The organism is Pseudomonas veronii, from assembly GCF_001439695.1.
GTDB lineage: Bacteria > Pseudomonadota > Gammaproteobacteria > Pseudomonadales > Pseudomonadaceae > Aquipseudomonas > Aquipseudomonas veronii.
Window position 1 is genome coordinate 45,598 of sequence record NZ_JYLL01000012.1, and the last position, 24,089, is coordinate 69,686.

The following is a 24,089-nucleotide window of genomic DNA, read 5'->3' on the forward strand; positions in this document are numbered from 1 at the left end:
ATCAAACTGCCAGACGCGCACGACCTTTGGCGCGGCGACGCGACAGGACAGCACGGCCGTTCTTGGTAGCCATGCGAGCACGGAAGCCGTGGGTACGGGCGCGTTTGATGGTGCTTGGTTGGAAAGTACGTTTCATGGCGTTGTTACCTGGTTCGTCCACAACGGGCCGGAATGGCCCCCGTTTTAAGAGACCGGCGATTCTAGAGAAAGCAAGCCTCTAGGTCAATTTCCAACCAGCTTTTCCTTCAATTAGATCTTTACAGGCAATCCGCCCTTTTTTGTCCAGCGAGCTTCCAAGGGCAATGCCATAGATATAAAAATAAAGAAGGAAGTTATTTAAAGCTTTTCTGTAAAGCTTATAAAAGCTAGGCAGGCATTCCTCTGTGGATAACTGCCTTTAGGCCTTATTCCACGTGATGTACAGAGAATGACAACACGGGGGAGAAACGGTGCTCTGCCTGTGCTGCGCTGTCGGATAAGCTGTGGGTGGAATGGGTTGTTATCCACAGGCCAGTTACCCACAGACTTTCGACCCCACTTGTGCAACGAGCTCAGGGGCGCTTATCCACAGAGCTTATGCACAGACCATTGGTCGCCTTTATTCACGTTAAGGCGTTGATTTTGGCTGGCCTGTGCGCAACCTACATGTGGATAAGTGGGCGGCCGACCGCTACAATGGCGGCTGTTTTTGCCTCACCGGCTTTCAACTTAGGGGATATCCGTGTCAGTGGAACTTTGGCAGCAGTGCGTAGAGCTTTTGCGCGATGAGCTGCCTGCCCAGCAATTCAACACCTGGATCCGTCCGCTACAGGTCGAAGCCGAAGGCGACGAGTTGCGCGTCTACGCACCCAACCGTTTTGTTCTCGACTGGGTCAACGAGAAGTACCTGAGCCGCGTTCTCGAATTGCTCGATGAACATGGCAACGGCCTCGCGCCCGTGCTCTCCTTATTAATAGGCAGCAAACGTAGCTCCGCGCCTCGCGCTGCGCCGAATGCGCCATTGGCGGCTGCCGCGTCGCAAGCCCAGGCGGTGACGGCTCCGGTCAACCACGCGCCGGCTCCCGCGCCGACGCCTTCGAAATCGTCGGCCCAGAAAAACGCGCCGGCCAATGAAGAGCCGTCCCGCGACAGCTTCGATCCGATGGCGGGTGCCAGTTCCCAGCAAGCACCGGTTCGCGCCGAGCAGCGCACCGTGCAGGTCGAAGGCGCGCTCAAGCACACCAGCTACCTGAACCGCACCTTTACCTTTGAGAACTTCGTCGAGGGTAAATCCAACCAGCTGGCCCGCGCGGCCGCCTGGCAAGTCGCCGACAACCCCAAGCACGGTTACAACCCGCTGTTCCTTTATGGTGGCGTTGGCCTGGGTAAGACGCACTTGATGCACGCGGTGGGTAACCATCTATTAAAGAAGAACCCGAATGCCAAGGTCGTGTACCTGCACTCGGAGCGCTTCGTGGCTGACATGGTCAAGGCCCTGCAGCTCAACGCTATCAACGAGTTCAAGCGGTTCTACCGTTCCGTGGATGCCTTGCTGATCGATGACATTCAATTCTTCGCGCGCAAGGAACGTTCCCAGGAAGAGTTTTTCCACACCTTCAACGCCCTGCTCGAAGGCGGCCAGCAGGTCATCTTGACCAGCGACCGCTACCCGAAGGAAATCGAAGGCCTGGAAGAACGCTTGAAGTCGCGCTTCGGCTGGGGCCTGACCGTGGCGGTCGAGCCACCGGAGCTGGAAACCCGCGTGGCGATCCTGATGAAAAAGGCCGATCAGGCCAAAGTCGATCTGCCCCACGACGCCGCGTTCTTCATCGCCCAACGCATTCGCTCCAACGTGCGTGAGCTGGAAGGCGCGCTCAAGCGGGTCATCGCGCACTCGCACTTCATGGGCCGCGACATCACCATCGAGCTGATTCGCGAATCCCTGAAAGACCTGCTGGCTCTGCAGGACAAACTGGTGAGTGTGGATAACATCCAACGCACCGTGGCCGAGTACTACAAGATCAAGATTTCCGATCTGCTGTCCAAGCGCCGTTCGCGCTCGGTGGCACGTCCGCGTCAGGTGGCCATGGCACTCTCCAAGGAGTTGACCAACCACAGCCTGCCGGAAATCGGCGATGTCTTCGGTGGTCGCGACCACACCACGGTCTTGCACGCATGCCGCAAGATCAACGAGCTTAAGGAATCCGACGCGGATATTCGCGAGGACTACAAGAACCTGCTGCGTACACTGACTACTTGATGACACCAGCGCAGCTTATTAAGGCAAGGGACTAGACCATGCACTTCACCATTCAACGCGAAGCCCTGTTGAAACCCCTGCAACTGGTCGCAGGCGTCGTCGAGCGCCGACAGACCTTGCCGGTGCTTTCCAACGTATTGCTGGTTGTCGAGGGCCAGCAATTGTCCTTGACCGGCACCGACCTGGAAGTCGAACTGGTGGGTCGCGTTCAGCTGGAAGAGCCCGCTGAACCTGGCGAGATCACCGTGCCCGCGCGCAAGCTGATGGATATCTGCAAAAGCTTGCCCAACGACGCGCTGATCGACATCAAGGTCGATGAGCAGAAGCTGGTGGTCAAGGCCGGCCGCAGTCGCTTCACCTTGTCGACGTTGCCGGCCAATGACTTCCCGACTGTGGAAGAAGGCCCGGGTTCGCTGACCTGCAGCCTGGAGCAAAGCAAACTGCGTCGTTTGATCGAGCGCACTAGCTTCGCCATGGCCCAGCAGGACGTGCGCTATTACCTCAACGGTATGTTGCTGGAAGTGTCGGAAGGCATTATTCGCGCCGTGGCCACCGACGGTCACCGCCTGGCCATGTGTTCGATGAAGGCCGATATCGGTCAGCCGGACCGTCATCAGGTGATCGTGCCGCGCAAAGGTATCCTTGAACTGGCGCGTCTGCTCACCGAGCCGGACGGTATTGTCAGCATCGTCCTGGGCCAGCATCACATCCGCGCCACCACCGGCGAGTTCACCTTCACCTCCAAGCTGGTTGACGGCAAGTTCCCGGATTACGAGCGTGTACTGCCTAAGGGTGGCGACAAGCTGGTGGTCGGTGATCGTCAGGCCCTGCGTGAGGCGTTCAGCCGTACTGCGATTCTGTCCAACGAAAAGTACCGGGGTATTCGCCTGCAATTGGCCAACGGCCAACTGAAGATCCAGGCCAACAACCCGGAACAGGAAGAAGCGGAAGAAGAAGTGGGCGTCGACTACAACGGCGGTTCGCTGGAAATCGGCTTCAACGTGAGCTACTTGCTCGACGTGCTGGGTGTGATGACCACCGAACAGGTTCGCCTGATTCTGTCCGACTCCAACAGCAGTGCGCTGGTGCAAGAATCCGATAACGATGACTCGGCTTACGTTGTTATGCCGATGCGTCTGTAATCATGCTCAGCAGAAGCTAGATGTCCCTCAGTCGCGTCTCGGTCACCGCGGTGCGCAATCTGCACCCGGTGACCTTCTCCCCCTCCCCCCGCATCAATATCCTCCATGGCGCCAACGGCAGTGGCAAAACCAGCGTGCTGGAAGCCATCCATTTGTTGGGGCTTGCCCGGTCTTTCCGCAGTGCCCGCCTGTTGCCGGTGATTCAGTACGAACAACTGGCGTGTACGGTGTTTGGCCAGGTCGAGTTGGCTGAAGGCGGCCACAGCAGCCTGGGGATATCCCGTGATCGCGGGGGCGAGTTTCAGATCCGCATCGACGGGCAAAATGCTCGCAGCGCGGCGCAGTTGGCGGAAATCCTGCCGCTGCAACTGATCAACCCCGACAGTTTCCGTTTGCTCGAAGGCGCGCCGAAAATCCGTCGGCAGTTCCTCGATTGGGGAGTGTTCCACGTGGAACCGCGCTTCATGGCCACTTGGCAGCGCCTGCAGAAGGCCTTGCGGCAGCGGAACTCATGGCTGCGGCATGGTACACTTGACGCCGCGTCGCAAGCAGCCTGGGACCGGGAACTGTGCCTGGCCAGCGACGAAATAGATGAATACCGCCGCGCCTATATCAAAGCCTTGAAACCAGTCTTTGAGCAGACCTTGAGTGAGTTGTTGGACCTCGAAGGGCTGACGCTGAGCTACTACCGCGGTTGGGACAAAGAGCGTGAACTGAGTGCAGTGCTCGCCACGTCCTTGCAGCGGGATCAGCAAATCGGCCACACCCAGGCCGGCCCCCAGCGCGCTGATTTGCGTCTTAGGTTAGGCGCACATAATGCCGCGGATATCTTGTCCCGCGGCCAGCAGAAGCTGGTGGTATGTGCATTGCGTATCGCCCAAGGGCATTTGGTTAGCCAGGCCCGGCGCGGTCAATGTATTTATCTGGTGGATGATTTGCCGTCAGAACTCGACGAGCAACACCGCCGAGCGTTATGCCGCTTGTTGGAAGACTTACGCTGCCAGGTGTTTATCACCTGTGTAGACCACGAATTATTGAGGGAAGGCTGGCAGACGGAAACGCCAGTCGCTTTGTTCCACGTGGAACAAGGCCGTATCACCCAGACCCACGACCATCGGGAGTGAAGGCATGAGCGAAGAAAACACGTACGACTCGACCAGCATTAAAGTGCTGAAAGGTTTGGATGCCGTACGCAAACGTCCCGGTATGTACATTGGCGACACCGATGATGGTAGCGGTCTGCACCACATGGTGTTCGAGGTGGTCGACAACTCCATCGACGAAGCTCTCGCCGGTCACTGCGACGACATCAGCATTATCATTCACCCGGATGAGTCCATCACCGTGCGCGACAACGGTCGTGGCATTCCGGTAGACGTGCATAAAGAAGAAGGCGTTTCGGCGGCAGAGGTCATCATGACCGTGCTCCACGCCGGCGGTAAGTTCGACGACAACTCGTACAAAGTATCCGGTGGTTTGCACGGCGTAGGTGTTTCCGTAGTAAACGCCCTCTCCGAATTGCTGGTGCTGACTGTGCGTCGCAGCGGAAAGATTTGGGAGCAGACCTACGTTCACGGTGTTCCGCAGGAACCGATGAAGGTTGTTGGCGAAAGCGAAACTACCGGTACCCAGATTCACTTCCGTCCTTCTGACGAAACCTTCAAGAACATCCACTTCAGCTGGGACATCCTGGCCAAGCGGATTCGTGAACTGTCCTTCCTCAACTCCGGTGTCGGCATCGTCCTCAAGGATGAGCGCAGCGGCAAGGAAGAGCTGTTCAAGTACGAAGGCGGCCTGCGTGCGTTCGTTGAATACCTGAACACCAACAAGACTCCGGTCAACCAGGTGTTCCACTTCAACGTCCAGCGTGAAGACGGCATCGGCGTGGAAATCGCCCTGCAGTGGAACGACAGCTTCAACGAGAACCTGTTGTGCTTCACCAACAACATTCCGCAGCGCGACGGCGGTACTCACCTGGTGGGTTTCCGTTCCGCGCTGACGCGTAACCTGAACACCTACATCGAAGCCGAAGGCCTGGCCAAGAAGCACAAAGTTGCCACCACCGGTGACGATGCGCGTGAAGGTCTGACTGCGATTATTTCGGTGAAAGTACCGGACCCTAAGTTCAGCTCCCAGACCAAAGACAAGCTGGTGTCTTCCGAAGTGAAGACCGCCGTGGAACAGGAGATGGGCAAGTACTTCTCCGACTTCCTGCTGGAAAACCCGAACGAAGCCAAGCTGGTTGTCGGCAAGATGATCGACGCAGCGCGTGCCCGTGAAGCCGCGCGTAAAGCCCGTGAGATGACCCGCCGCAAAGGCGCGCTGGACATCGCCGGCCTGCCGGGCAAACTGGCTGACTGCCAGGAGAAGGACCCTGCCCTCTCCGAGCTGTACCTGGTGGAAGGTGACTCTGCTGGCGGTTCCGCCAAGCAGGGCCGTAACCGTCGCACCCAGGCCATCCTGCCGTTGAAGGGTAAGATCCTCAACGTCGAGAAAGCACGCTTCGACAAGATGATTTCCTCCCAGGAAGTCGGCACCTTGATCACGGCATTGGGCTGCGGTATCGGCCGCGACGAGTACAACATCGACAAGCTGCGCTATCACAACATCATCATCATGACCGATGCTGACGTCGACGGTTCGCACATCCGTACCCTGCTGCTGACCTTCTTCTTCCGTCAGTTGCCGGAGCTGATCGAGCGCGGCTACATCTACATCGCCCAGCCGCCGTTGTACAAAGTCAAAAAGGGCAAGCAAGAGCAATACATCAAAGACGACGACGCCATGGAAGAGTACATGACGCAGTCGGCCCTGGAAGACGCCAGCCTGCACTTGAACGAAGAAGCGCCGGGCATTTCCGGTGAGGCGCTGGAGCGTCTGGTCAACGACTTCCGCATGGTCATGAAGACGCTCAAGCGTCTGTCGCGCCTGTACCCTCAGGAGCTGACCGAGCACTTCATCTACCTGCCGGCCGTGAGCCTGGAGCAGTTGGGCGATCACGCAGCGATGCAGGATTGGCTGGCCCAGTACGAAGTGCGTCTGCGCACCGTCGAGAAATCCGGCCTGGTGTACAAAGCCAGCCTGCGCGAAGACCGTGAACGTAACGTGTGGCTGCCCGAGGTCGAATTGATCTCCCACGGCCTGTCCAACTACGTCACCTTCAACCGCGACTTCTTCGGCAGCAACGACTACAAAACCGTGGTCACCCTGGGCGCACAACTGAGCACCCTGCTGGACGACGGCGCTTATATCCAACGTGGCGAACGCAAGAAGCAGGTCAGGGAATTCAAGGAAGCCCTTGACTGGCTGATGGCCGAAAGCACCAAGCGTCACACCATCCAGCGCTACAAAGGTCTGGGCGAGATGAACCCGGATCAACTGTGGGAAACCACCATGGACCCCGCTCAGCGCCGTATGCTGCGCGTGACCATCGAAGACGCCATTGGCGCAGACCAGATCTTCAACACCCTGATGGGTGATGCGGTCGAGCCTCGCCGTGACTTCATCGAGAGCAATGCTTTGGCGGTGTCTAACCTGGATTTCTGATCGGGTGTAGGCACTCACAAAAGCAGCTGACGTTCACACTATGCTGCTTTCGCCGCGCTACAAAAAAGGCCAACCCCTGCGGGTTGGCCTTTTTTTGCCCGTATGTCCAGGAACGCGCGAGAGCTCTGCCAATTGGATTCACAACGAGAGTTGCCGTAGTAACGTAAAGGCCTGCTTCATTTGGTCTTCACTGACGACGAACGCACGTAACTGCCCTGCCATATCCATGCCTCTGGCTATCAGCCCCTGTGCCTCAAGGCTGATCTGCCATTGCAAATCCTTGCGGCTGGTTTCTCCGGCCAGGTGCAGCGGCATTTCCGGAGTCTTGACCTTCACCAGCATCGCCGGGAACTTAACTTCCTCATTCCCACCCAGCACATTACGCGCCAGGGTCATGGCGCTTACCTGGATAGGTTGCAGAAACGGCAGTAGCTTGCCCTGGATTTGCGCGCAATCGCCAACGGCGAATATGCGTGGGTCAGAGGTACACATGCGTTCATCAACTTCAATGCCACGGTCCACTCGTAAGCCAGCCTGTGTGGCTAACGTCGTATCGGGTTTCAACCCAATTGAGGCAACGATCACATCGGCGCTGATGTGTCGGCCGTTGGACAACGTCGCCAACAGGCCATCGTTTCTCTTTTCAATGGATACCAACGCCTGGTTAAACAGCATTTCCACACCCATCTGGCATAACCGGTGCTGCAGGCGGCTGCTCACCTCAACAGGAAGCAACGATGCGAGCAGGCTGCAGGACTTGTCCATCAGCACCACCTGCTTTCCAGCACGATTGATGTCCATTGCCAGTTCACTGCCAATCAAGCCGGCCCCGAGGATCAGTACGCGCTGTGCAGCCCGCAGTGCATGTTGTGCATGACGGTATTCCTGCTGGCTGTTCAGCGTCACCATCCACTCCCGCCCGGGAATCGGCGGAACCATGGCTTGCGCCCCCGTGGCGAGAATCAGTTGGTCGTAGCTGAATGCCTCATTACCGGTGCTAACACGCTGGTTTTCGCGATCAATCGCAGTGAGCTGGCAGCACGAGTTCAGGGTCAACCGATACATCTCGGCAAACTCTGCTGCAGGCTGGCGAGTCATGTCGTCTGCGGTCTGATTGAGACTGACGACGTGACTCAGGTCGGGCTTGTTGTACTCATCGCAACTGTCTGCAGCGATCAATCGAATGGGCACCGCCGCATCGAGCCGGCGCAAGTTCTTGACCACCTGACGAGCCGCGAAGCCGGAGCCCACAATGACGATTTCCCGGTTCATGTCGCCTCCGAAGGCAGCTCATCGAACACGGATTTACCCATTGAACATTCAGGGCACAGGAAGTAATCAGGCACATCACACCAGGCCGTACCGGCCTGCACATCCTGCATCGGCTCGCCGATCGCGGGGTCGTAAATCCATTGGCAGACACTGCACCGCATGCGCAGGCCGTTGTCCGCGATGGGGTCTGCCTGGGCAGTTGCGGTGGCTGCAGCGGGTGCGACATGTGCAGCCGTCGATGGATGCAGCGCCCATTGCCGAGCGATTTCGCGGCCATGAGCCCGGCAAACCTCAAGCGCCTCGCCGTCCGGCCGCCACTTGGCTTTGAGCGCCAATGTGGTTTCAAAACCAGCGTCCATCAAGCGCGTCTGGATACGGTCTACCGCCCCGCCATTCCAGCCGTAACTGCCAAACGCCGAAGCCTTTTTGTCACGAAAACGCAGCCCGGTTATTTCCTCCAGCAGCGCGGCGACTTTCGGCATCATCACGTTGTTCATGGTGGACGAGCCCACCAAAACGCCTTTTGAGCGGAACACGTTGGTCAGAATCTCATTCTTGTCGTGGCGCGCGACGTTGAAAATCTTCACCGCCACACCTGGATCGACTTCGTGAATACCCTGCGCGATAGCATCGGCCATCATGCGGGTGTTGTTCGACATGGTGTCGTAGAACAGGGTGATGCGATCCTCCTGATAGTCCGCCGCCCATTCCAGATAGCGGTGCACGATCTGCGTCGGATTATCACGCCACACCACGCCATGAGCGGTGGCAATCATATCGACCGGCAGGTTGAAACCGAGGATCTCGGTAATCTTGGCAATGACCAGGCGACTGAAGGGGGTGAGGATATTGGCGTAGTAGCGTTGGCACTGTTCGAACAGTTCGTTTTGATCCACTTCATCATTAAACAGGTGTTCGTCGCAGTAATGCTGGCCAAAGGCGTCGTTACTGAACAGAACGGCATCGCCGGTCATGTACGTCATCATGCTGTCCGGCCAATGCAGCATCGGGGTTTCCACAAAAACCAGCTGTTTGCCATTGCCGACATCCAGGGTGTCGCCGGTATGGACGACGTGGAAATTCCATTCGGGATGATGGTGATGACCGTTGATCGAGTCCACGCCATTGGCGGTGCAATAGATCGGCGTATTCGGGATCAGCGACATCAACTCTGTCAGCGCTCCTGCATGGTCCTCTTCCGCGTGGTTGATGACGATGCAGTCCAGCGTGTTCAGGTCGATTTCCATCGCCAGGTTCTGTATGAACTCCCGACTGAACCTGTGATCAACCGTATCAATCAGTACGGTCTTTTCTTCACGGATCAGGTAGCTGTTATAGCTGCTACCTTTGTGGCATTTGTATTCTGTGCCATGAAAGTCCCGCACTTCCCAATCGCGCTGACCGACCCAATGAATGTTGTTTTTGACGTGAATTGACATGACCTACCTCGGTATAGAAATGATGTTCTACATCGAAGATGGCAACCTTCGTGCCACATAATAAATCGTTGATTTTAAAGGAAAAATAAAACAGTGATTGTCAATATGACATTGCCCGACTATTGTCTTTATGACTAATTCATTGTCAAAGTGACAAACCATGAGTCTCTCCGTTGAATCCCTGGCACGCATCGCTATTGAGCTGCAAAGCGGCATTTCCCATCAGGACCGCTTTCAACGTCTGATCAATACCCTGCGCCAATTGCTGGGTTGCGACGCCTCTGCCTTGTTACGTTATGAACAGCGACTGTTCCGTCCGCTGGCGATCGATGGCCTGGCACCGGATGTTCTGGGGCGCCGCTTCAGCCTTGATGCACATCCACGTCTGGAAGCCATCGCCCGCGCCGGTGACGTGGTGCGCTTTCCGGCAGAGAGTCATTTGCCTGATCCCTATGACGGCCTGATCCCCAGCCGGCAGGACCTCAAAGTACATGCCTGCATCGGGTTACCGTTGTTCGCGGACCAGACACTGATTGGTGCGCTGACGATCGATGGCATGGACCCGGCGCAGTTTGATCACTTCAGCGACGAAGAGCTGCGACTGGTGGGCGCCCTCGCTTCTGCTGCCTTGACCAATGCGTTGCTGGTCGAGCAACTCGAGAGTCAGACCATTACGCCTCTCTCCATCAGTCATGTCCCGGCGGGCAAACCCGGCACCGAAATGGTCGGGCTCAGCGAGGTCATGCAACAGTTGAAAAGAGAGATCGAAATGGTGGCAGGTTCCGACCTGAACGTTTTGATCACTGGAGAAACCGGGGTCGGCAAGGAACTGGTCGCCAAGGCGATACATGAAGGTTCATCACGCGCCAGTCACCCTGTGGTCTATCTAAACTGCGCTGCGCTGCCGGAGTCAGTGGCTGAGAGTGAGTTGTTCGGCCATGTCAAAGGTGCCTTCACCGGGGCGATCCATCATCGCACCGGCAAGTTCGAAATGGCCGATAACGGCACACTGTTCCTCGACGAAATCGGTGAACTGTCGCTGAGCCTGCAAGCAAAACTGCTGCGGGTATTGCAATACGGCGACCTGCAACGGGTCGGTGACGATACCGTCTTGCGGGTCAACGTAAGGGTGCTTGCCGCGACCAATCGTGACCTGAAGCAGGAAGTGCTGAACAATCGCTTCCGGGTCGACCTGTTCCACCGTTTAAGCGTGTTCCCTGTGCATGTGCCACCACTGCGTGAGCGTGGGCAGGACATCACATTGCTAGCGGGTTTTTTCTGCGAGCAGAGCCGGGTACGCATGGGATTGCAACGGGTGGCGTTGGCTGCCGGTTGCCTGTCGTTGCTCAAGCAGTACTCGTGGCCAGGAAACGTTCGCGAACTGGAACATGCTGTTTATCGAGCGACAATCCTTGCTCGTGCGACCCAGCAAAGTGAAGAGCTGCTGCTGGAAGCACAGCATTTCAATCAAGTCCCCGAACAGCTGGCGATACTGCCTGTTGCTGTGGATGTTCCTTCCAGCAGCGTTGGCCAATGCCTACGGGACGCGACGGATAGCTTCCAGCGTCAGCTGATTGAAAGCACGCTGAAAAATTGCGCAGATAACTGGTCTGCCTGTGCGCGAATGCTCGATATGGATGTGGCCAACCTGCACCGACTGGCGAAGCGGCTCGGTTTGAAATAACACTCGCGGCCGATCAGGGCTCAATGCAGGTCAGTCATGCTGACCCACATGTCGCCCTCGCCGCCAAGCTGTCCAGCATAAAACGCTATCGGATCTCGGGGGGAAGGCCGGCGCCCAGCGGTTGGGACGGCGGTTTCTGAATCTGCAGGTGTAGAGAAGAAAACCCACCGGCAGGGAAAAACGCGTTCACTGGTTCTTTATCCGGCGCCAGCGTAATCCGGCTGGTGCGTCCAAGCAGTTCCTCCATCACGATCCGTAGCTCCAGTCTGGCAAGCGGCGCACCGGGGCAGACATGAATGCCGGCGCCATAGAGCAGGTTCAGCTCGGGATCGCGATCGAGGCGCAATTCATCGGGATCTCCAAAGACCGCTTCGTCCCGATTGGCGGACGCCCAGTTGAGGGCAATACGCGAACCCTTCGCCAGCGTGCGCCCGCCCAGCGTGACCTCTTTCGTAGTCACCCGACGGTTCATGATCAGTGGTGCATGAATACGCAGTATTTCATCAATGGCGACAGGTAACAGCGCGGGTTGTTCGCGCAATCGCTGCTGCCACCCGAAGTTGGTCGCCAGATAGTGCGCAAGAATGCCGACCGAGGCGGAAATGGTTCCGAGTTCGCCGACTGTCCAGTTACGTAGAATGCTGACGATCTCGTCGTCCGTCAGGGGTCTTCCCAAGGACTGGTCGCGTAGCAAGAGGGTCGTGATGTCATGCGACGCAGCGGCGCCAGCGGTACGGCGCACGTCCAGCAGATCCTTGATGTAACCGTCAAACTCAAGGGCCACGGCACTCAGGGCCGCCTCGTCTCGGGACAGCGTGGCCGAGTGATTCTTCAGCGTCCACAGGCGCAGCGGTTCATGAAAATCCGCCGGCCAACCCAGCCAGGCACACTGGATCTGCAACGCAAAGATCTGGGCAAATTCGCCGATCAGTTCTGCACGGCCTTCATCCGGTAATGCCTGCACCAGACGAACCGCTATGTCACGGCACGTCGGCGCAAAGGCATCCATATGCTCCGGGCTGAAATAACGCTCGATGAGGTTCCGGTACGCCGTATGTTCGGGCGGATCCATTCCGTTGGGGACCGCGGGGAAACGCGAGACGGCATTACTGAAGGTTTCATGATCGTTAAGTACGCGCAGCACATCCGCATGCCTGAATAACGACGTATAGCCATATTGACTGTGTGCGACCGGGCAACGGTGGCGCATGTCGTCATAGGCTGTCGTCTGATCCTTTAATACGGCTTCAGACCTGGGATCCCAATCCGGTAGCGATTTCTTGTCCATCGTTTACTCCATAAACCCGTCCCGCTGAGAACCCGGAAACAAGGAAGCAAGGTTTGTCGGCCTACTTGTACTCGGTCGGGACATGTAGGAAATACCCGCTAGACTGAAACCATGCACGACGTCCCTACGTCGGCATCACTTGGGTGAAGTCTGTACGGGCTTATAGGGAAAATCGGCTATTAGCTAGCCAGGGGGTTGTGATGAGTAAGCTTCAGCAGTGGGTAAACTCGCAGGGCAGCACTGCGCTGTGGGTGGTGTTCTGGCTCTATGGGGTAGTGCTCAGCAATGTACTGTTTGGCCTGATTCTGGTCGCCTTCAACAAAGTTGCACCCTCCCTGTTTGGTCTAATGCTGCTGGGTTTTGTGGCCTACACCGCGTGCATGCTCAATGCGGTATGGCGCAATGCGGATAATGTCAGTGACCCCCTCTACGGTCAGATCGCTCGTTTCCTCACGGTGGCCTGGTCGATCAACGCGGTATTGGTTTCGGGCTTTCTCTTCCTGGGCCATCTGAATGCCGTTGCCCTCCCCCTGCCGCTGCCTTTTTGATTCCAGATAACCTGGGCCCTCAATGTGGGGTTTGAACGTTAGAGCCCAGGTCATTGCGCCGTTGCGATTATCGCGCCAATTGATTGTCTGCATAGTTGATCAATATCAATTCCATTATTTCTGTCGATCGCCATCACCGTTTCAACGCTATCTCAAGTGCAACAACTCGATCTTCGCTCATGACGCATAGCGGCTCTGTAGAGCGTTGAGCGCTGTTCAACCCCTCCCTTCAACAAATTGCCTCAACCGGCGATAGGAAGTCATATTGACTATTCCTTTGTCATTATGACCTTTTTCGAGTTAGGTCATAATGACAGTGTTGTTATTTAACTAGTTGATATTAAACAATAAAATTGTTGGCCCGGTTTGTGTATTAGGTAATGAACTTAACGCAAACCCCAAAGGGACAATCTCATGACTCGTACCATCGCGCTCAGTTTCACCCTGTGTACACTGCTGTCTCCGCTATGCCAGGCAGACCAGATAATCCGTGTAGTCCCCGACACAACCGCCGGCAAGGGGGTCGGCGTTTTGACCGGAATGATGGTTGGCGCGGTAGGTGGCCCGATTGGAGCATTAGTCGGCGCAGCTGGCGGATTTTTCGCCGGCAGTGCGGTGCAAGGAGGCATTGGCAAGTCTGAAACCGCTTATGAAGTGAAAAACGCGCAAGGCGAGATTAGTACGGTGCGCTCACCCAATGGGCGTTTTGAAGTCGGGCAACAGGTCACGCGTAAAGGTGTGCGACTGGTGGCATCTGAGGAGTAAGAGGCTCCCGTCTGCGTCTTCCCAAGCATTCCAGGCCCTCCGTGGAGTTGCACACATAGATGGTTCGGCTAATCCTCACCGATTAGCTGAACATCACGAAAAGAGCCCGTCAAATCGCGGGCTTTTTTTGCATTCGATCCGGGTTTTTATTACGTGACCTTCCCCACTCCAATCTGCCTGATTGGGGTGTTTTTCTGGATTATTCATCCAGTCATCCACGGTTTATCGCCGCGTTGAAGCGGCCTAATCTCGATTCTCCATCGATTCGTGAAGGAGATTCTCCATGGCAGACCATTCCATTAAAGGCAAAGTCGTTCTCATCGCTGGCGGTGCGAAGAACCTTGGCGGTCTCATCGCCCGTGATATGGCCGCACAGGGTGCCAAGGCTGTCGCGATCCATTACAACAGCGCCGCGTCCAAGGTTGATGCCGATGCCACGGTTGCCGCCGTTCAGGCCAGCGGCGCACAGGCCGTCGCGCTGCAGGGGGATCTGACGACGGCCGGCGCCATCGAGAGGTTGTTCGCCGATACCATCGCCGCGGTCGGCAAACCCGACATCGCCATCAACACCGTTGGCAAGGTGCTCAAGAAGCCGATGGCCGAGGTGAGTGAAGCCGAATACGACGAGATGAGCGCGGTCAACTCCAAGACCGCTTTCTTCTTCCTCAAGGAAGCGGGCAAGCACCTCAACGACCATGGCAAGATCTGCACGATAGTGACGTCGCTGCTGGGCGCCTTCACGCCGTTCTATGCTGCCTATGCCGGCACCAAGGCGCCGGTCGAACACTACACCCGAGCGGCCTCCAAGGAATTGGGCGCGCGCGGTATTTCGGTGACAGCGGTCGGTCCGGGGCCGATGGATACGCCGTTCTTCTACCCGGCCGAAGGCGCCGACGCGGTGGCCTATCACAAGACCGCCGCCGCGCTCTCGCCGTTCAGCAAAACAGGCCTGACCGACATCGAGGATGTGGTGCCTTTCATTCGCCATCTGGTCAGTGACGGCTGGTGGATCACCGGCCAGACCATTCTCATCAATGGCGGGTACACCACCAAGTAAATCCATTATCCGCAGTGTGATCTTCGTCGCCATCCGCTGCTGGGGCGCCGTACAATCGACGCAAAGCAGGCGCTCCTGGGCAGGCTGACGTCGGGACCATTGGCAGGGCAGATACATGGACAGATTCGACCAGTACCGCGTATTCGCCAAAGTGGCCGAGATGGGCAGCTTCATCAAAGCTGCCAACGCGCTGGAGATGCCACGAGCGTCGGTGTCTGCGGCCATCCAGCAGTTAGAGGCTCAACTGGGCGTGCGCCTGCTGCATCGCACGACGCGGCAGGTACGGCTGACACCCGATGGGGAGCAATTGCTCAGCCGTGTGCGCCCGGTGTTGTGCAACGTCGAAGACATCGACCAGTTATTCCAGGCCAGCCAGCGGCAAGTTTCCGGCCGGCTGATCATCGATGTGCCCAGCCGCATTGCCCGCCGCGTCATCGCGCCAGCGCTGCCCGGCCTGTTGCGTTGTCATCCCCTGCTTCAATTGATTTTGGGTTCGACCGACCGGGCCATCGATCTGGTGCAGGAAGGTGTGGACTGCGCGGTGCGCGTTGGCGCGCTGCATGACAGCAGTCTTGTGGTGCGGCCGCTGGGTCAGATTGCCTTGATCAATTGTGCGAGCCCGGCCTATCTGCTTGAGCATGGAGAGCCTCAGCAACCTGCGCAGCTACTCGACGGACATTGGACCATCGGCTATGCGTCGCCGAAGTCGGGCAAGGAACTGCCTTGGGAATACCTGTCCGGCGACGGCAGCGTGCAGCGGTTCGACGTACCGAGCCGGGTGATCGTGAACAATGCCGAAAGCTATATCGCTTGCTGCCTTGCAGGGTTGGGGTTGATCCAGATCCCGCGCTTCGACGTCCAACACCTGCTGGACTCACGACAACTGGTGGAGGTCATGTCGAGTTACTGTGCCGCTTCGATGCCGGTATCCCTACTCTACCCGCACCGCCGGCAGCGTTCGCAGCGACTGGATGTGTTCCACGAGTGGTTCGAGGCATTGATGCGGCCGTATTTGGATAGCCGCCACGTCTCTCTGCATCAATAAAGCCAAATGCTCCACGTGGAACATCGGCATTTTTAACCCGCTGAAGCGGCCGCCACACTCTCCAACCGGTAGCCGTATCCATAGATCGTCAACAACTGCCAACCCCGATCCGCGGTTAACCCCAGCTTGTTCCGCAGCCGATAGATATGTGTGTCCAGCGGCCGCGACGAGACCATTTCTTCATGGCTCCAGAACCGCTCATACAGATACTCGCGAGACAACGGCCGCGCCAGGTTGGCGAACAGGCAGCTGGCCAGGCGGTATTCGCGTTCGGTCAGGTTGATCGGTTTGCCCGCACGGGTGACGGTCAGTTCGGCGTCGTCAAAGGTCAGGTCGTTGAAACTTTGCACTTCAGACGTCGCCGACTTTTGCAGACCGTGGCGGCGCAGGACGGCGTTGACCCGGGCTTTGAGTTCATTCGGGCGAAAGGGTTTACTGACGTAATCGTCGGCGCCGCTGTTCAGGGCGGTGACGATATCGCTTTCGGCATCGCGGCTGGTAAGCATGATCACGGCCGGGGGCGATTCCATGTGTTCACGGGTCCAGCGCAGCAAGGCGATGCCGCTGATGTCGGGCAGCTGCCAGTCGAGGATCAGCAGGTCGAAGGTTTCCCGGCGCAGTTGGCGCAGCAGGTCCTCACCGCGTTCGAAGCAATGCACAGACCAGGGCTGTTCCAGGTTGCTGGGGATCTGTCGCAGTGTCTGTTCCACCCGCTGCAATTCAGCGGGTTCGTCATCCAGTATTGCGACACGCATGGGTGGGTCCTTTCTACTTGGAAATATTTCAGCTGTCGGCCGGTCGAAGAGCGGGCGTCCTTGCTGCGCAGATGCCAGTCATTGAATCTGAAGAATTGTGCTCAGATTCAACGACCCTTTGGATCTCTCGGTACGCTGATATCAAAGGGCCGTTAACGCTTTGAAAAACCATGCGGCTCAGGGGGAAAGATACCGACTCCCGTGCGTAAGGAAAAGGATCAGTGCCGCTGGCATTGCATAGCCGTGCGGGTAGCTGATACTGCGCCCCGATGTACGGTATGTTTCAACGAACGCTTTCAGGAAAAAAACCGGGGCGATCAAAATGAGCTTCACTGGGTTCAGCACCACACCGCGCACCACCTGGAGGGAGAAACCGGGTCTATGACATCTTCAACTGTCCATTTTCAGCAGCGGTGCGGGTTCCTGGCGGTCGCCCTGTGATGCTGTGGCGCAAGGCCGAAAAACGCCAGCCCACCCAGGCGCAGTTGTTGTTCCATGGCCTGTTTCGGGAGTGGCTGTGGATTGGCCTGGTGTTGCTGCCCTTTACTGCATATTTGTCCTCAAGTGCGGGCCTGGCCTTCAATAATCCGCTGTATGACGGCCTGCGCCGCCTGACCCCTCTGCCGGTCGATCCGCGCATTTTGCTGGTGACCATCGATGACCAGAGCCTGAAAAAGCTCGGCCAATGGCCATGGCCGCGCAGCCTGCATGCCGACGTCATCAACCGTCTGAGCGCTGCCCAACCCGCGGGTATCTTGTTCGATGTGATCTTCAGTGAGCCGCGCAACGCCACCGATGACCAGCGCCTGGCCAATGCCGTGTGCAACGCTGGGAATGTTTTGCTTCCCCTGGAACGCGATGGCGGCGCGAGCCAGCCGGGCGAACAGCTGTTGCCGCTGCTCAATTGCGCCAAGGGGCTGGGCCATATCAACGTCGAAGCAGACAGCGACGGTGCCGTCCGCAGCCTGTATCTGCGTGAAGGCCCGCCTGGGAACACCCTGCCGCAGTTGGCATGGCTGGCGTATACGTTGAGCGGGCAAACCGCGCAAATGCCGGGACGCAGCGAACAACCCAACAGTCAGCGCTGGCATCGGGAATATAGAGTTCGCGTCCCGTCCACGTCTGAGCCGCATGGGTTTCCCAGTGTGTCCTACGCCAGCGTATTGCACGGCGAAGTGCCGGCCGAATTGCTGCGCGACCGCCTGATCCTGGTGGGCGCCAGCGCCTATGGGCTGGGGGACCGTTTTGTGACGCCGCTCTCCTCCACTCCGGATACCACCGCCGGTGTGGAAATCCAGGCCAATGTGCTCAACGGTTTGCTGCAGGAGCGCAGCATTGTCGACCTCCCCGGCTGGCTCGCGGCACTGATCGCCACTGCCTGGGTGGCGTTGTTGCTCGGCCTTTTGCTGTACCGCCCACGCTACGCGCTGTGGATGACCTTGGCTTGCATGGCCGGCGCGTTGCTCGGCGCGTGGGCGCTGTTACGCCTTGGCCATTGGTGGTCGCCCGCGGCCTGCCTGATCGGTATGTTGCTCAGCTACCTGATCTGGAACTGGCGCCGCCTGAGCGTGATCCTTGCCTACTTTGGCTGGGAACTGGCGCGCCTGGACAACGAACCCAAGGTGCTGCCCGAACGCCGCCGAGCGCCCGCGAACAAAGGCGATGTGTTGCAAGGGCGCATCTTTGCCCTGGAGCAGGCCGTCAGCCGCACCCGTGACACCCGACGCTTCATGGCCGATGGCCTCGAATGCCTGCCGGTGGCGACCCTGATCACCGACCCGCGGGGCAACATCCTGTTGGCCAACCGCATTGCCCGCGACGTATTCGGCAATGATCTGGTCAACCAAAACCTGCTCGAGCAGCTCGCCGACCTGGGTTATCCACCCCTGCATAACGGCGTGCGCCCCGCCCTGTCCGCCCTGGAAATCGTCGAGTTCCGGGACATCCACCAACGCAGCCTGCGCATGGAAATCGCACCCTTGCTGCCCGCCGAAGGCGATGTCGCCCTCGGCTGGCTGCTCAGCCTGACCGACTTGAGCAAGGAGCGCGAAGCCCAGCAACACCGCGAAACCATGCTGCGCTTCCTGTCCCACGACCTGCGCGCGCCGCACTCGGCGATCCTCGCGTTGCTGGATGTGCATAACGCGGAGTCGCCGGTGTTTGCCCAGATCGAGCAGCAGGTTCGACGCGCCTTGAGCCTCACCGAATCGTTCGTACAACTGGCGAAAGCCGAGGCTGACGGCTACCACTTCCAGCCAAGCCTGTTTGCCATGCTGGTGATGGATGCGTTCGATCAGGTGGCGGTGATTGCGCAGCTCAAGGGCATCCAGTTGATCCACGACCTGGATGAAGCGGATGAAGGCATGGTGTCGGCCGATCAATCCCTGCTCACCCGCGCGTTGTTCAACGTGCTGGAGAACGCGATCAAATACTCGCCGGCCGGCACCACCGTGAGGTTGAGCCACGGCAGCGCGCAAGGTTGGCTGGAGTGTCGCATCAGCGACCAGGGCCCGGGCATTGCGGCAAAGGACTTGCCGGAACTGTTCAGCCAGTACCGCCGCTTCGATTCTGCCCAAGGCAGCGAAGGCCTTGGGTTGGGCCTGACCATGGTCAAGGCCGTTGTGGAGCGGCACGGTGGCCGTATCTGCTGCGAAAGCGTGGTGGGCAAAGGCACCACATTCACCCTGCAGCTGCCCCAGTTGGAAGACTGACAACACGTGCTTTTGCGCTGTGTATAAAAAACCGGTCTCAAGGACCGGTTTTTTTATCCAAAAAAAACTTATGCACGTTTTTAGTATTTTTATGAGTTCAGGAAATATCTAATAAAATCATCTTGTTATGAAGAGAAAAGGTCATTTTGCCAACAAACCGTACACAGGTTATCCACAGATGCTCAGGCCACCGGCGTGTCCACCGCCACCGGCTCCGGCGGCAGCGAACCCATGGCGCGTTGCTGGGCTTCATTCCAGGCGGCGGCGCGGTCATTCAGTGCGGCAATTGCACGCGGCCCTTCACCTTCGGCGTACATCGGTTCCCCGATCACCACGGTGATGGTGCCTGCACGTTTTGCCCAACCGGTTTTTGGCCAGTACTTGCCGGCATTATGTGCAATCGGCAACACAGGCAGGTGGGCGTTGACGGCCAATGCCGTGCCGCCACGTGAGAACTTGCCTACGGTGCCGTAGGGCACACGCGTACCTTCCGGAAAGATCAGCACCCAGACGCCGTCCTTGAGCAGCTCGTCGCCCTTTTTGGCCACATGCTTGAGCGCCGCCTTGGGGTTGTCGCGGTCGATGGCGATCGGGCGCAGCATCGCCATCGCCCAGCCGAAGAACGGCACATACAGCAGCTCGCGCTTGAGCACTTGGCTCAGGGGCGAGAAGTACGCCGAGAGGAAGAACGTCTCCCACGTGCTCTGGTGGTTCGACAGAATCACGCAGGGCTGATCCGGGACGTTTTCCGCGCCCTTGACCTCGAAGCGGATGTTCAGGAACACCTTGCTCAGCCACAGCGCGCAGCGGCACCAATAGACGTTGATGAAGCGATAGCGCGCCTTGAACGGCAGAAAAGGCGCGATAAAAAAGCTCAGGGTGCACCAGAGAAACGAACTGGTGCCCAACAGCAGGTAAAAGAAGAAGGTTCTGATGGCCTGCAAAATCGACATGGCGGCATTTACCGTTGCGGGACACAGCCCGCCTGTTGAAGGCGCACTCCCGAACAGTCCTTGGTCAGGCAGTCGAGGGCGGCTAGTTGTTGATAAGTTCTGCGGCAACCGCCGCCAGATCGTCAAAAATCAAGGTGCCTACCGGCAGGTTTTTCGCCTGGGTCTTTTCGCCTTTCCCGGTCTTTACCAAAACTGGCTGAGAGTCGACGGCTTTGGCCGCCTCCAGGTCACCGAGGCTATCCCCGACGAACCATAGCCCAGCCAGGGGCACGTTGTAATGTTCTGAAATAGTTTTCAACATGCCAGGCTTGGGTTTGCGGCAATCGCAGCCCTCATCCGGCCCGTGGGGGCAGTACACCACCAGCCCCACCTCACCGCCCTGCTCCGCCACCAACGTGCGCAAGCGCGCGTGCATGGCGTCCAGGGTTGCGATGTCGTAGTAGCCGCGGGCGATGCCGGACTGGTTGGTGGCGACGGCCACCGTCCAGCCGGCCTTGCTCAACTGCGCGATGGCCTCGATCGCGCCGGGCAGTGGGATCCATTCCTCCACCGACTTGATGTAAGCGTCGGAGTCGTAATTGATCACCCCGTCCCGATCGAGAATCAGCAGTTTCAACATGATCAGCCCAATACGGAAATGTCAGCGATGTTGATGAACAGACCGCGCAGACGCGCCAGCATGGCGTAGCGGTTTTTCCGCACGCCGGCATCTTCGGCATTGATCATCACCGCTTCGAAGAACGCATCCACCGGCTCGCGCAAGGTAGCCAGGCGCGCCAGTGCTTCGGCGTAGTTGCGTTCGGCGATCAGCGGTTTCACCGCATTTTCCGCCTTGGCGATGGCCGAGTTCAGCGAGAACTCCTTGGCATCGGCGAACAGGCCTGGGTCGACATCGGCATTGCCGAGGTTGTCGGCCTTGCTCAACAGGTTCGACACGCGCTTGTTCACGGCGGCCAGGGCGTCGGCTTCCGGCAGTTTGCGGAAGGCCTGCACGGCTTGCACGCGTTGGTCGAAGTCCAGCGCCGAACCCGGTTGCAGGGCACGTACCGACAGGTACACCGAAACGTCCACGCCTTCGTCTTCGTAACGCGCACGCAGGCGGTCGAACACGAACTCCAGCACTTGCTCGGCCAGGCCGGTTTGCTTGACCTTGCCGCCGAACTGGCCGACCGCGAACACCACGGCCTGGGTCAGGTCGAGGTCGAGCTTCTTGTCGATCAGGATCCGCAGTACGCCCAGGGCCGCACGGCGCAGGGCATACGGGTCTTTACTGCCGGTAGGCAGCATGCCGATGCCGAAGATCCCGACGAGGGTATCCAGCTTGTCGGCAATGGCCACGGCCGCACCGGTCAGGGTGCTCGGCAATTCGGCGCCAGCACCGCGCGGCATGTACTGCTCGTTCAGGGCCAGGGCGACATCGTCCGGCTCGCCGTCGTTGAGGGCGTAGTAGTAACCGGCAACGCCTTGCATTTCCGGGAACTCGCCGACCATCTCGGTGGCCAGGTCGCACTTGGACAGCAGGCCAGCGCGCGCAGCCCAGGCAGCGTCACCGCCAATGCGCGGGGCAATGTAGGCGGCCAGTTTGGAAACGCGCACAGCCTTGTCGTAGACGCTGCCGAGTTTTTCCTGGAACACCACGTTTTGCAGGCGCAGGTTGAAGTCTTCGAGCTTCTGCTTCTTGTCTTGCTTGAAGAAGAACTCGGCGTCGGTCAGGCGCGGGCGCACGACTTTTTCGTTACCGGCGATGATCTGCTGCGGGTCCTTGCTTTCGATGTTGGCCACGGTGATGAAGCGCGGCAGCAACTTACCGTCCACGTCCAGCAGGCAGAAGTACTTCTGGTTGTCCTGCATCGTAGTGATCAGCGCTTCTTGCGGCACATCGAGGAAGCGTTCTTCGAACGAGCACACCAGCGGCACCGGCCATTCAACCAGGGCGGTCACTTCGTCCAACAGGCTTGGCGGCACGATGGCGGTGCCTTCCTGCAGGCGGGCCAACTCTTCGGTGCGCTTGCTGATCAGCTCGCGACGCTCGTTGGCGTCGGCCAGCACATAGGCGGCGCGCAGGTCGTTGAGGTAGTTGGCCGGCGCGGTGATACGCACGCTTTGCGGGTGGTGGAAGCGGTGACCACGGGAATCGCGGCCGGCTTTCTGGGCAAGGATGGTGCAATCGATGACCTGGTCACCGAGCAGCATCACCAGCCACTGGGTCGGACGCACGAACTCTTCCTTGCGCGCACCCCAGCGCATGCGCTTGGGGATCGGCAGGTCGTTCAGGGAGTCTTCGACGATGGTCGGCAACAGGCTGGCGGTCGGCTTGCCTTTGATGACCTGGCTGAAACGCAGTTTCGGGCCGCTCTGGTCGATCTCGCTCAGCTCGACGCCACACTTCTTGGCAAAGCCCAGCGCTGCTTGGGTCGGGTTGCCTTCGGCGTCGAAGGCGGCCTGGCGTGGCGGGCCGTCGAGGTTGATGCTGCGATCCGGCTGCTGGGTTTCCAGCGCGGTCAGCAACACCGCCAGGCGACGCGGCGCGGCGTAGACTTTTTTCGCCTCGAACTTCAGGCCGGCGCTTTGCAGGCCTTTTTCGATACCGGCCAGGAACGCATCGGCCAGGGTGTTCAGTGCCTTGGGTGGCAGCTCTTCGGTGCCCAGTTCAACCAGAAAATCTTGAGCACTCATTGTGCAGCCTCCAGCTTAGCCAACACTTCATCACGCAGGTCCGGGGTTGCCATCGGGAAGCCCAGCTTGGCGCGAGCCAGCAGGTAGGCTTGGGCGACGGAACGCGCCAGGGTGCGAACACGCAGAATATATTGCTGGCGCGCGGTCACCGAGATGGCGCGGCGGGCGTCCAGCAGGTTGAAGGTATGGGACGCCTTCAACACCATTTCATAGCTCGGCAACGGCAGCGGCTGGTCCAGTTCGATCAGGCGCTTGGCTTCGCTTTCATAGAAGTCGAACAGTTCGAACAGCTTCTCGACGTTGGCGTGTTCGAAGTTATAGGTCGACTGCTCCACTTCGTTCTGGTGGAACACATCGCCGTAGGTCACTTTGCCGAACGGGCCGTCTGCCCACACCAGGTCGTAGACCGAATCCACGCCTTGCAGGTACATGGCCAGGCGCTCGAGACCGTAGGTGATCTCGCCGGTCACCGGGTAGCACTCGATGCCGCCCGCTTGCTGGAAGTAGGTGAACTGCGTGACTTCCATGCCGTTCAGCCAGACTTCCCAGCCCAGGCCCCAGGCGCCCAGGGTCGGCGATTCCCAGTTGTCTTCGACGAAACGGATGTCGTGGACCAACGGGTCGAGGCCGACATGCTTCAGCGAGCCGAGGTACAGCTCCTGGAAGTTGTCCGGGTTCGGCTTCAATACCACCTGGAACTGGTAGTAATGCTGCAGACGGTTCGGGTTTTCGCCGTAGCGGCCGTCAGTCGGGCGCCGACTGGGCTGCACATAAGCGGCGTTCCAGGTTTCCGGGCCGATGGCCCGCAGGAATGTAGCGGTGTGGAAAGTGCCGGCGCCTACTTCCATATCGTAGGGCTGAAGTACCACACAACCTTGCTCGGCCCAGTACTGCTGGAGGGCGAGGATCAAGTCTTGGAAGGTACGCACGGCTGGCGTAGGCTGGCTCACGAAATTCACCTGTTACTTG

General features: G+C 58.5%; 19 protein-coding genes. 10 read left to right on the forward strand and 9 right to left on the reverse strand.

Annotated elements, in window-relative coordinates:
* Window position 1: 1 nt before the first annotated feature.
* Window positions 2-136, reverse strand: coding sequence for a 50S ribosomal protein L34 (rpmH, locus tag TU80_RS31695; protein WP_003213577.1), 135 nt, complete (start codon window positions 134-136; stop codon window positions 2-4).
* Between the two features lie 585 nt (window positions 137-721).
* Here rpmH and dnaA point away from each other — a divergent pair.
* The 4 genes from dnaA to gyrB are packed head-to-tail and all read left to right on the forward strand — an operon-like array spanning window position 722 to window position 6,927.
* The gene (gene dnaA, locus TU80_RS16370; RefSeq protein ID WP_026140277.1) at window positions 722-2,239 is read left to right on the forward strand and encodes a chromosomal replication initiator protein DnaA; all 1,518 of its coding nucleotides are present in this window, start codon (window positions 722-724) and stop codon (window positions 2,237-2,239) included.
* A gap of 38 nt (window positions 2,240-2,277) precedes the next feature.
* Window positions 2,278-3,381: a DNA polymerase III subunit beta gene (dnaN, locus tag TU80_RS16375; RefSeq protein ID WP_017848945.1), complete on the forward strand. Its 1,104-nt coding sequence runs from the start codon at window positions 2,278-2,280 to the stop codon at window positions 3,379-3,381.
* Between the two features lie 20 nt (window positions 3,382-3,401).
* On the forward strand, window positions 3,402-4,505 hold the full coding sequence (gene recF / locus TU80_RS16380) for a DNA replication/repair protein RecF (RefSeq protein ID WP_010565854.1): 1,104 nt from the start codon (window positions 3,402-3,404) through the stop codon (window positions 4,503-4,505).
* Between the two features lie 4 nt (window positions 4,506-4,509).
* Window positions 4,510-6,927: a DNA topoisomerase (ATP-hydrolyzing) subunit B gene (gyrB, locus tag TU80_RS16385; protein WP_017848946.1), complete on the forward strand. Its 2,418-nt coding sequence runs from the start codon at window positions 4,510-4,512 to the stop codon at window positions 6,925-6,927.
* Between the two features lie 138 nt (window positions 6,928-7,065).
* On the opposite strand, the gene norW is transcribed toward gyrB, so the two are convergent.
* A complete protein-coding gene (norW, locus tag TU80_RS16390) occupies window positions 7,066-8,199 on the reverse strand; it encodes an NADH:flavorubredoxin reductase NorW (RefSeq protein ID WP_057004920.1) in 1,134 nt (377 codons plus the stop codon).
* Window positions 8,196-9,638 (reverse strand): anaerobic nitric oxide reductase flavorubredoxin, encoded by a 1,443-nt coding sequence (norV, locus tag TU80_RS16395; RefSeq protein ID WP_017848948.1) that lies wholly within the window; start codon window positions 9,636-9,638, stop codon window positions 8,196-8,198. The genes norW and norV overlap by 4 nt, the downstream gene beginning before the upstream one ends.
* 160 nt (window positions 9,639-9,798) lie before the next feature.
* On the opposite strand from norV, the gene norR reads away from it, so the two are divergent.
* Window positions 9,799-11,322, forward strand: a complete 1,524-nt coding sequence (gene norR / locus TU80_RS16400) for a nitric oxide reductase transcriptional regulator NorR (RefSeq protein WP_046381570.1) — start codon at window positions 9,799-9,801, stop codon at window positions 11,320-11,322.
* Window positions 11,323-11,407: 85 nt separating this feature from the next.
* Here norR and TU80_RS16405 read toward each other — a convergent pair whose 3' ends face one another.
* Window positions 11,408-12,610 carry a cytochrome P450 gene (locus TU80_RS16405; RefSeq protein WP_057004921.1) on the reverse strand — a complete coding sequence of 401 codons (1,203 nt, stop codon included), beginning with the start codon at window positions 12,608-12,610 and terminating at the stop codon, window positions 11,408-11,410.
* Between the two features lie 200 nt (window positions 12,611-12,810).
* Between TU80_RS16405 and TU80_RS16410 the strand changes: the two genes are divergently transcribed.
* The 4 genes from TU80_RS16410 to TU80_RS16425 all read left to right on the forward strand — a co-directional run bounded on the left by TU80_RS16410 (window position 12,811) and on the right by TU80_RS16425 (window position 16,025).
* Entirely contained in the window at window positions 12,811-13,158 is a 348-nt protein-coding gene (locus TU80_RS16410; protein ID WP_017848951.1) for a hypothetical protein, read from the forward strand.
* A gap of 414 nt (window positions 13,159-13,572) precedes the next feature.
* The gene (locus TU80_RS16415) at window positions 13,573-13,923 is read left to right on the forward strand and encodes a hypothetical protein (protein WP_046381569.1); all 351 of its coding nucleotides are present in this window, start codon (window positions 13,573-13,575) and stop codon (window positions 13,921-13,923) included.
* A 283-nt stretch (window positions 13,924-14,206) separates the two neighbouring features.
* Window positions 14,207-14,980 carry an SDR family oxidoreductase gene (locus TU80_RS16420; protein ID WP_057004922.1) on the forward strand — a complete coding sequence of 258 codons (774 nt, stop codon included), beginning with the start codon at window positions 14,207-14,209 and terminating at the stop codon, window positions 14,978-14,980.
* A gap of 115 nt (window positions 14,981-15,095) precedes the next feature.
* Window positions 15,096-16,025 carry a LysR family transcriptional regulator gene (locus tag TU80_RS16425; protein ID WP_046381567.1) on the forward strand — a complete coding sequence of 310 codons (930 nt, stop codon included), beginning with the start codon at window positions 15,096-15,098 and terminating at the stop codon, window positions 16,023-16,025.
* 32 nt (window positions 16,026-16,057) lie between these two features.
* Here the strand turns inward: TU80_RS16425 and TU80_RS16430 are convergent, their stop codons facing one another.
* Window positions 16,058-16,780, reverse strand: a complete 723-nt coding sequence (locus TU80_RS16430; protein ID WP_017848955.1) for a response regulator transcription factor — start codon at window positions 16,778-16,780, stop codon at window positions 16,058-16,060.
* A gap of 437 nt (window positions 16,781-17,217) precedes the next feature.
* Here TU80_RS16430 and TU80_RS16435 point away from each other — a divergent pair, with 437 nt between their 5' ends.
* Window positions 17,218-19,491 (forward strand): CHASE2 domain-containing protein, encoded by a 2,274-nt coding sequence (locus tag TU80_RS16435; protein WP_057004923.1) that lies wholly within the window; start codon window positions 17,218-17,220, stop codon window positions 19,489-19,491.
* Window positions 19,492-19,673: 182 nt separating this feature from the next.
* Here the strand turns inward: TU80_RS16435 and TU80_RS16440 are convergent, their stop codons facing one another.
* The 4 genes from TU80_RS16440 to glyQ all read right to left on the reverse strand — a co-directional run bounded on the left by TU80_RS16440 (window position 19,674) and on the right by glyQ (window position 24,070).
* A complete protein-coding gene (locus tag TU80_RS16440; protein ID WP_046381565.1) occupies window positions 19,674-20,444 on the reverse strand; it encodes a lysophospholipid acyltransferase family protein in 771 nt (256 codons plus the stop codon).
* 82 nt (window positions 20,445-20,526) lie between these two features.
* Window positions 20,527-21,066 (reverse strand): D-glycero-beta-D-manno-heptose 1,7-bisphosphate 7-phosphatase, encoded by a 540-nt coding sequence (gene gmhB, locus TU80_RS16445; RefSeq protein ID WP_169850580.1) that lies wholly within the window; start codon window positions 21,064-21,066, stop codon window positions 20,527-20,529.
* On the reverse strand, window positions 21,066-23,120 hold the full coding sequence (gene glyS, locus TU80_RS16450; protein WP_057004924.1) for a glycine--tRNA ligase subunit beta: 2,055 nt from the start codon (window positions 23,118-23,120) through the stop codon (window positions 21,066-21,068). Before glyS ends, gmhB begins: the two co-directional genes overlap by 1 nt.
* Entirely contained in the window at window positions 23,117-24,070 is a 954-nt protein-coding gene (gene glyQ / locus TU80_RS16455; RefSeq protein ID WP_003213601.1) for a glycine--tRNA ligase subunit alpha, read from the reverse strand. Before glyQ ends, glyS begins: the two co-directional genes overlap by 4 nt.
* Between the last annotated feature and the right edge of the window lie 19 nt (window positions 24,071-24,089).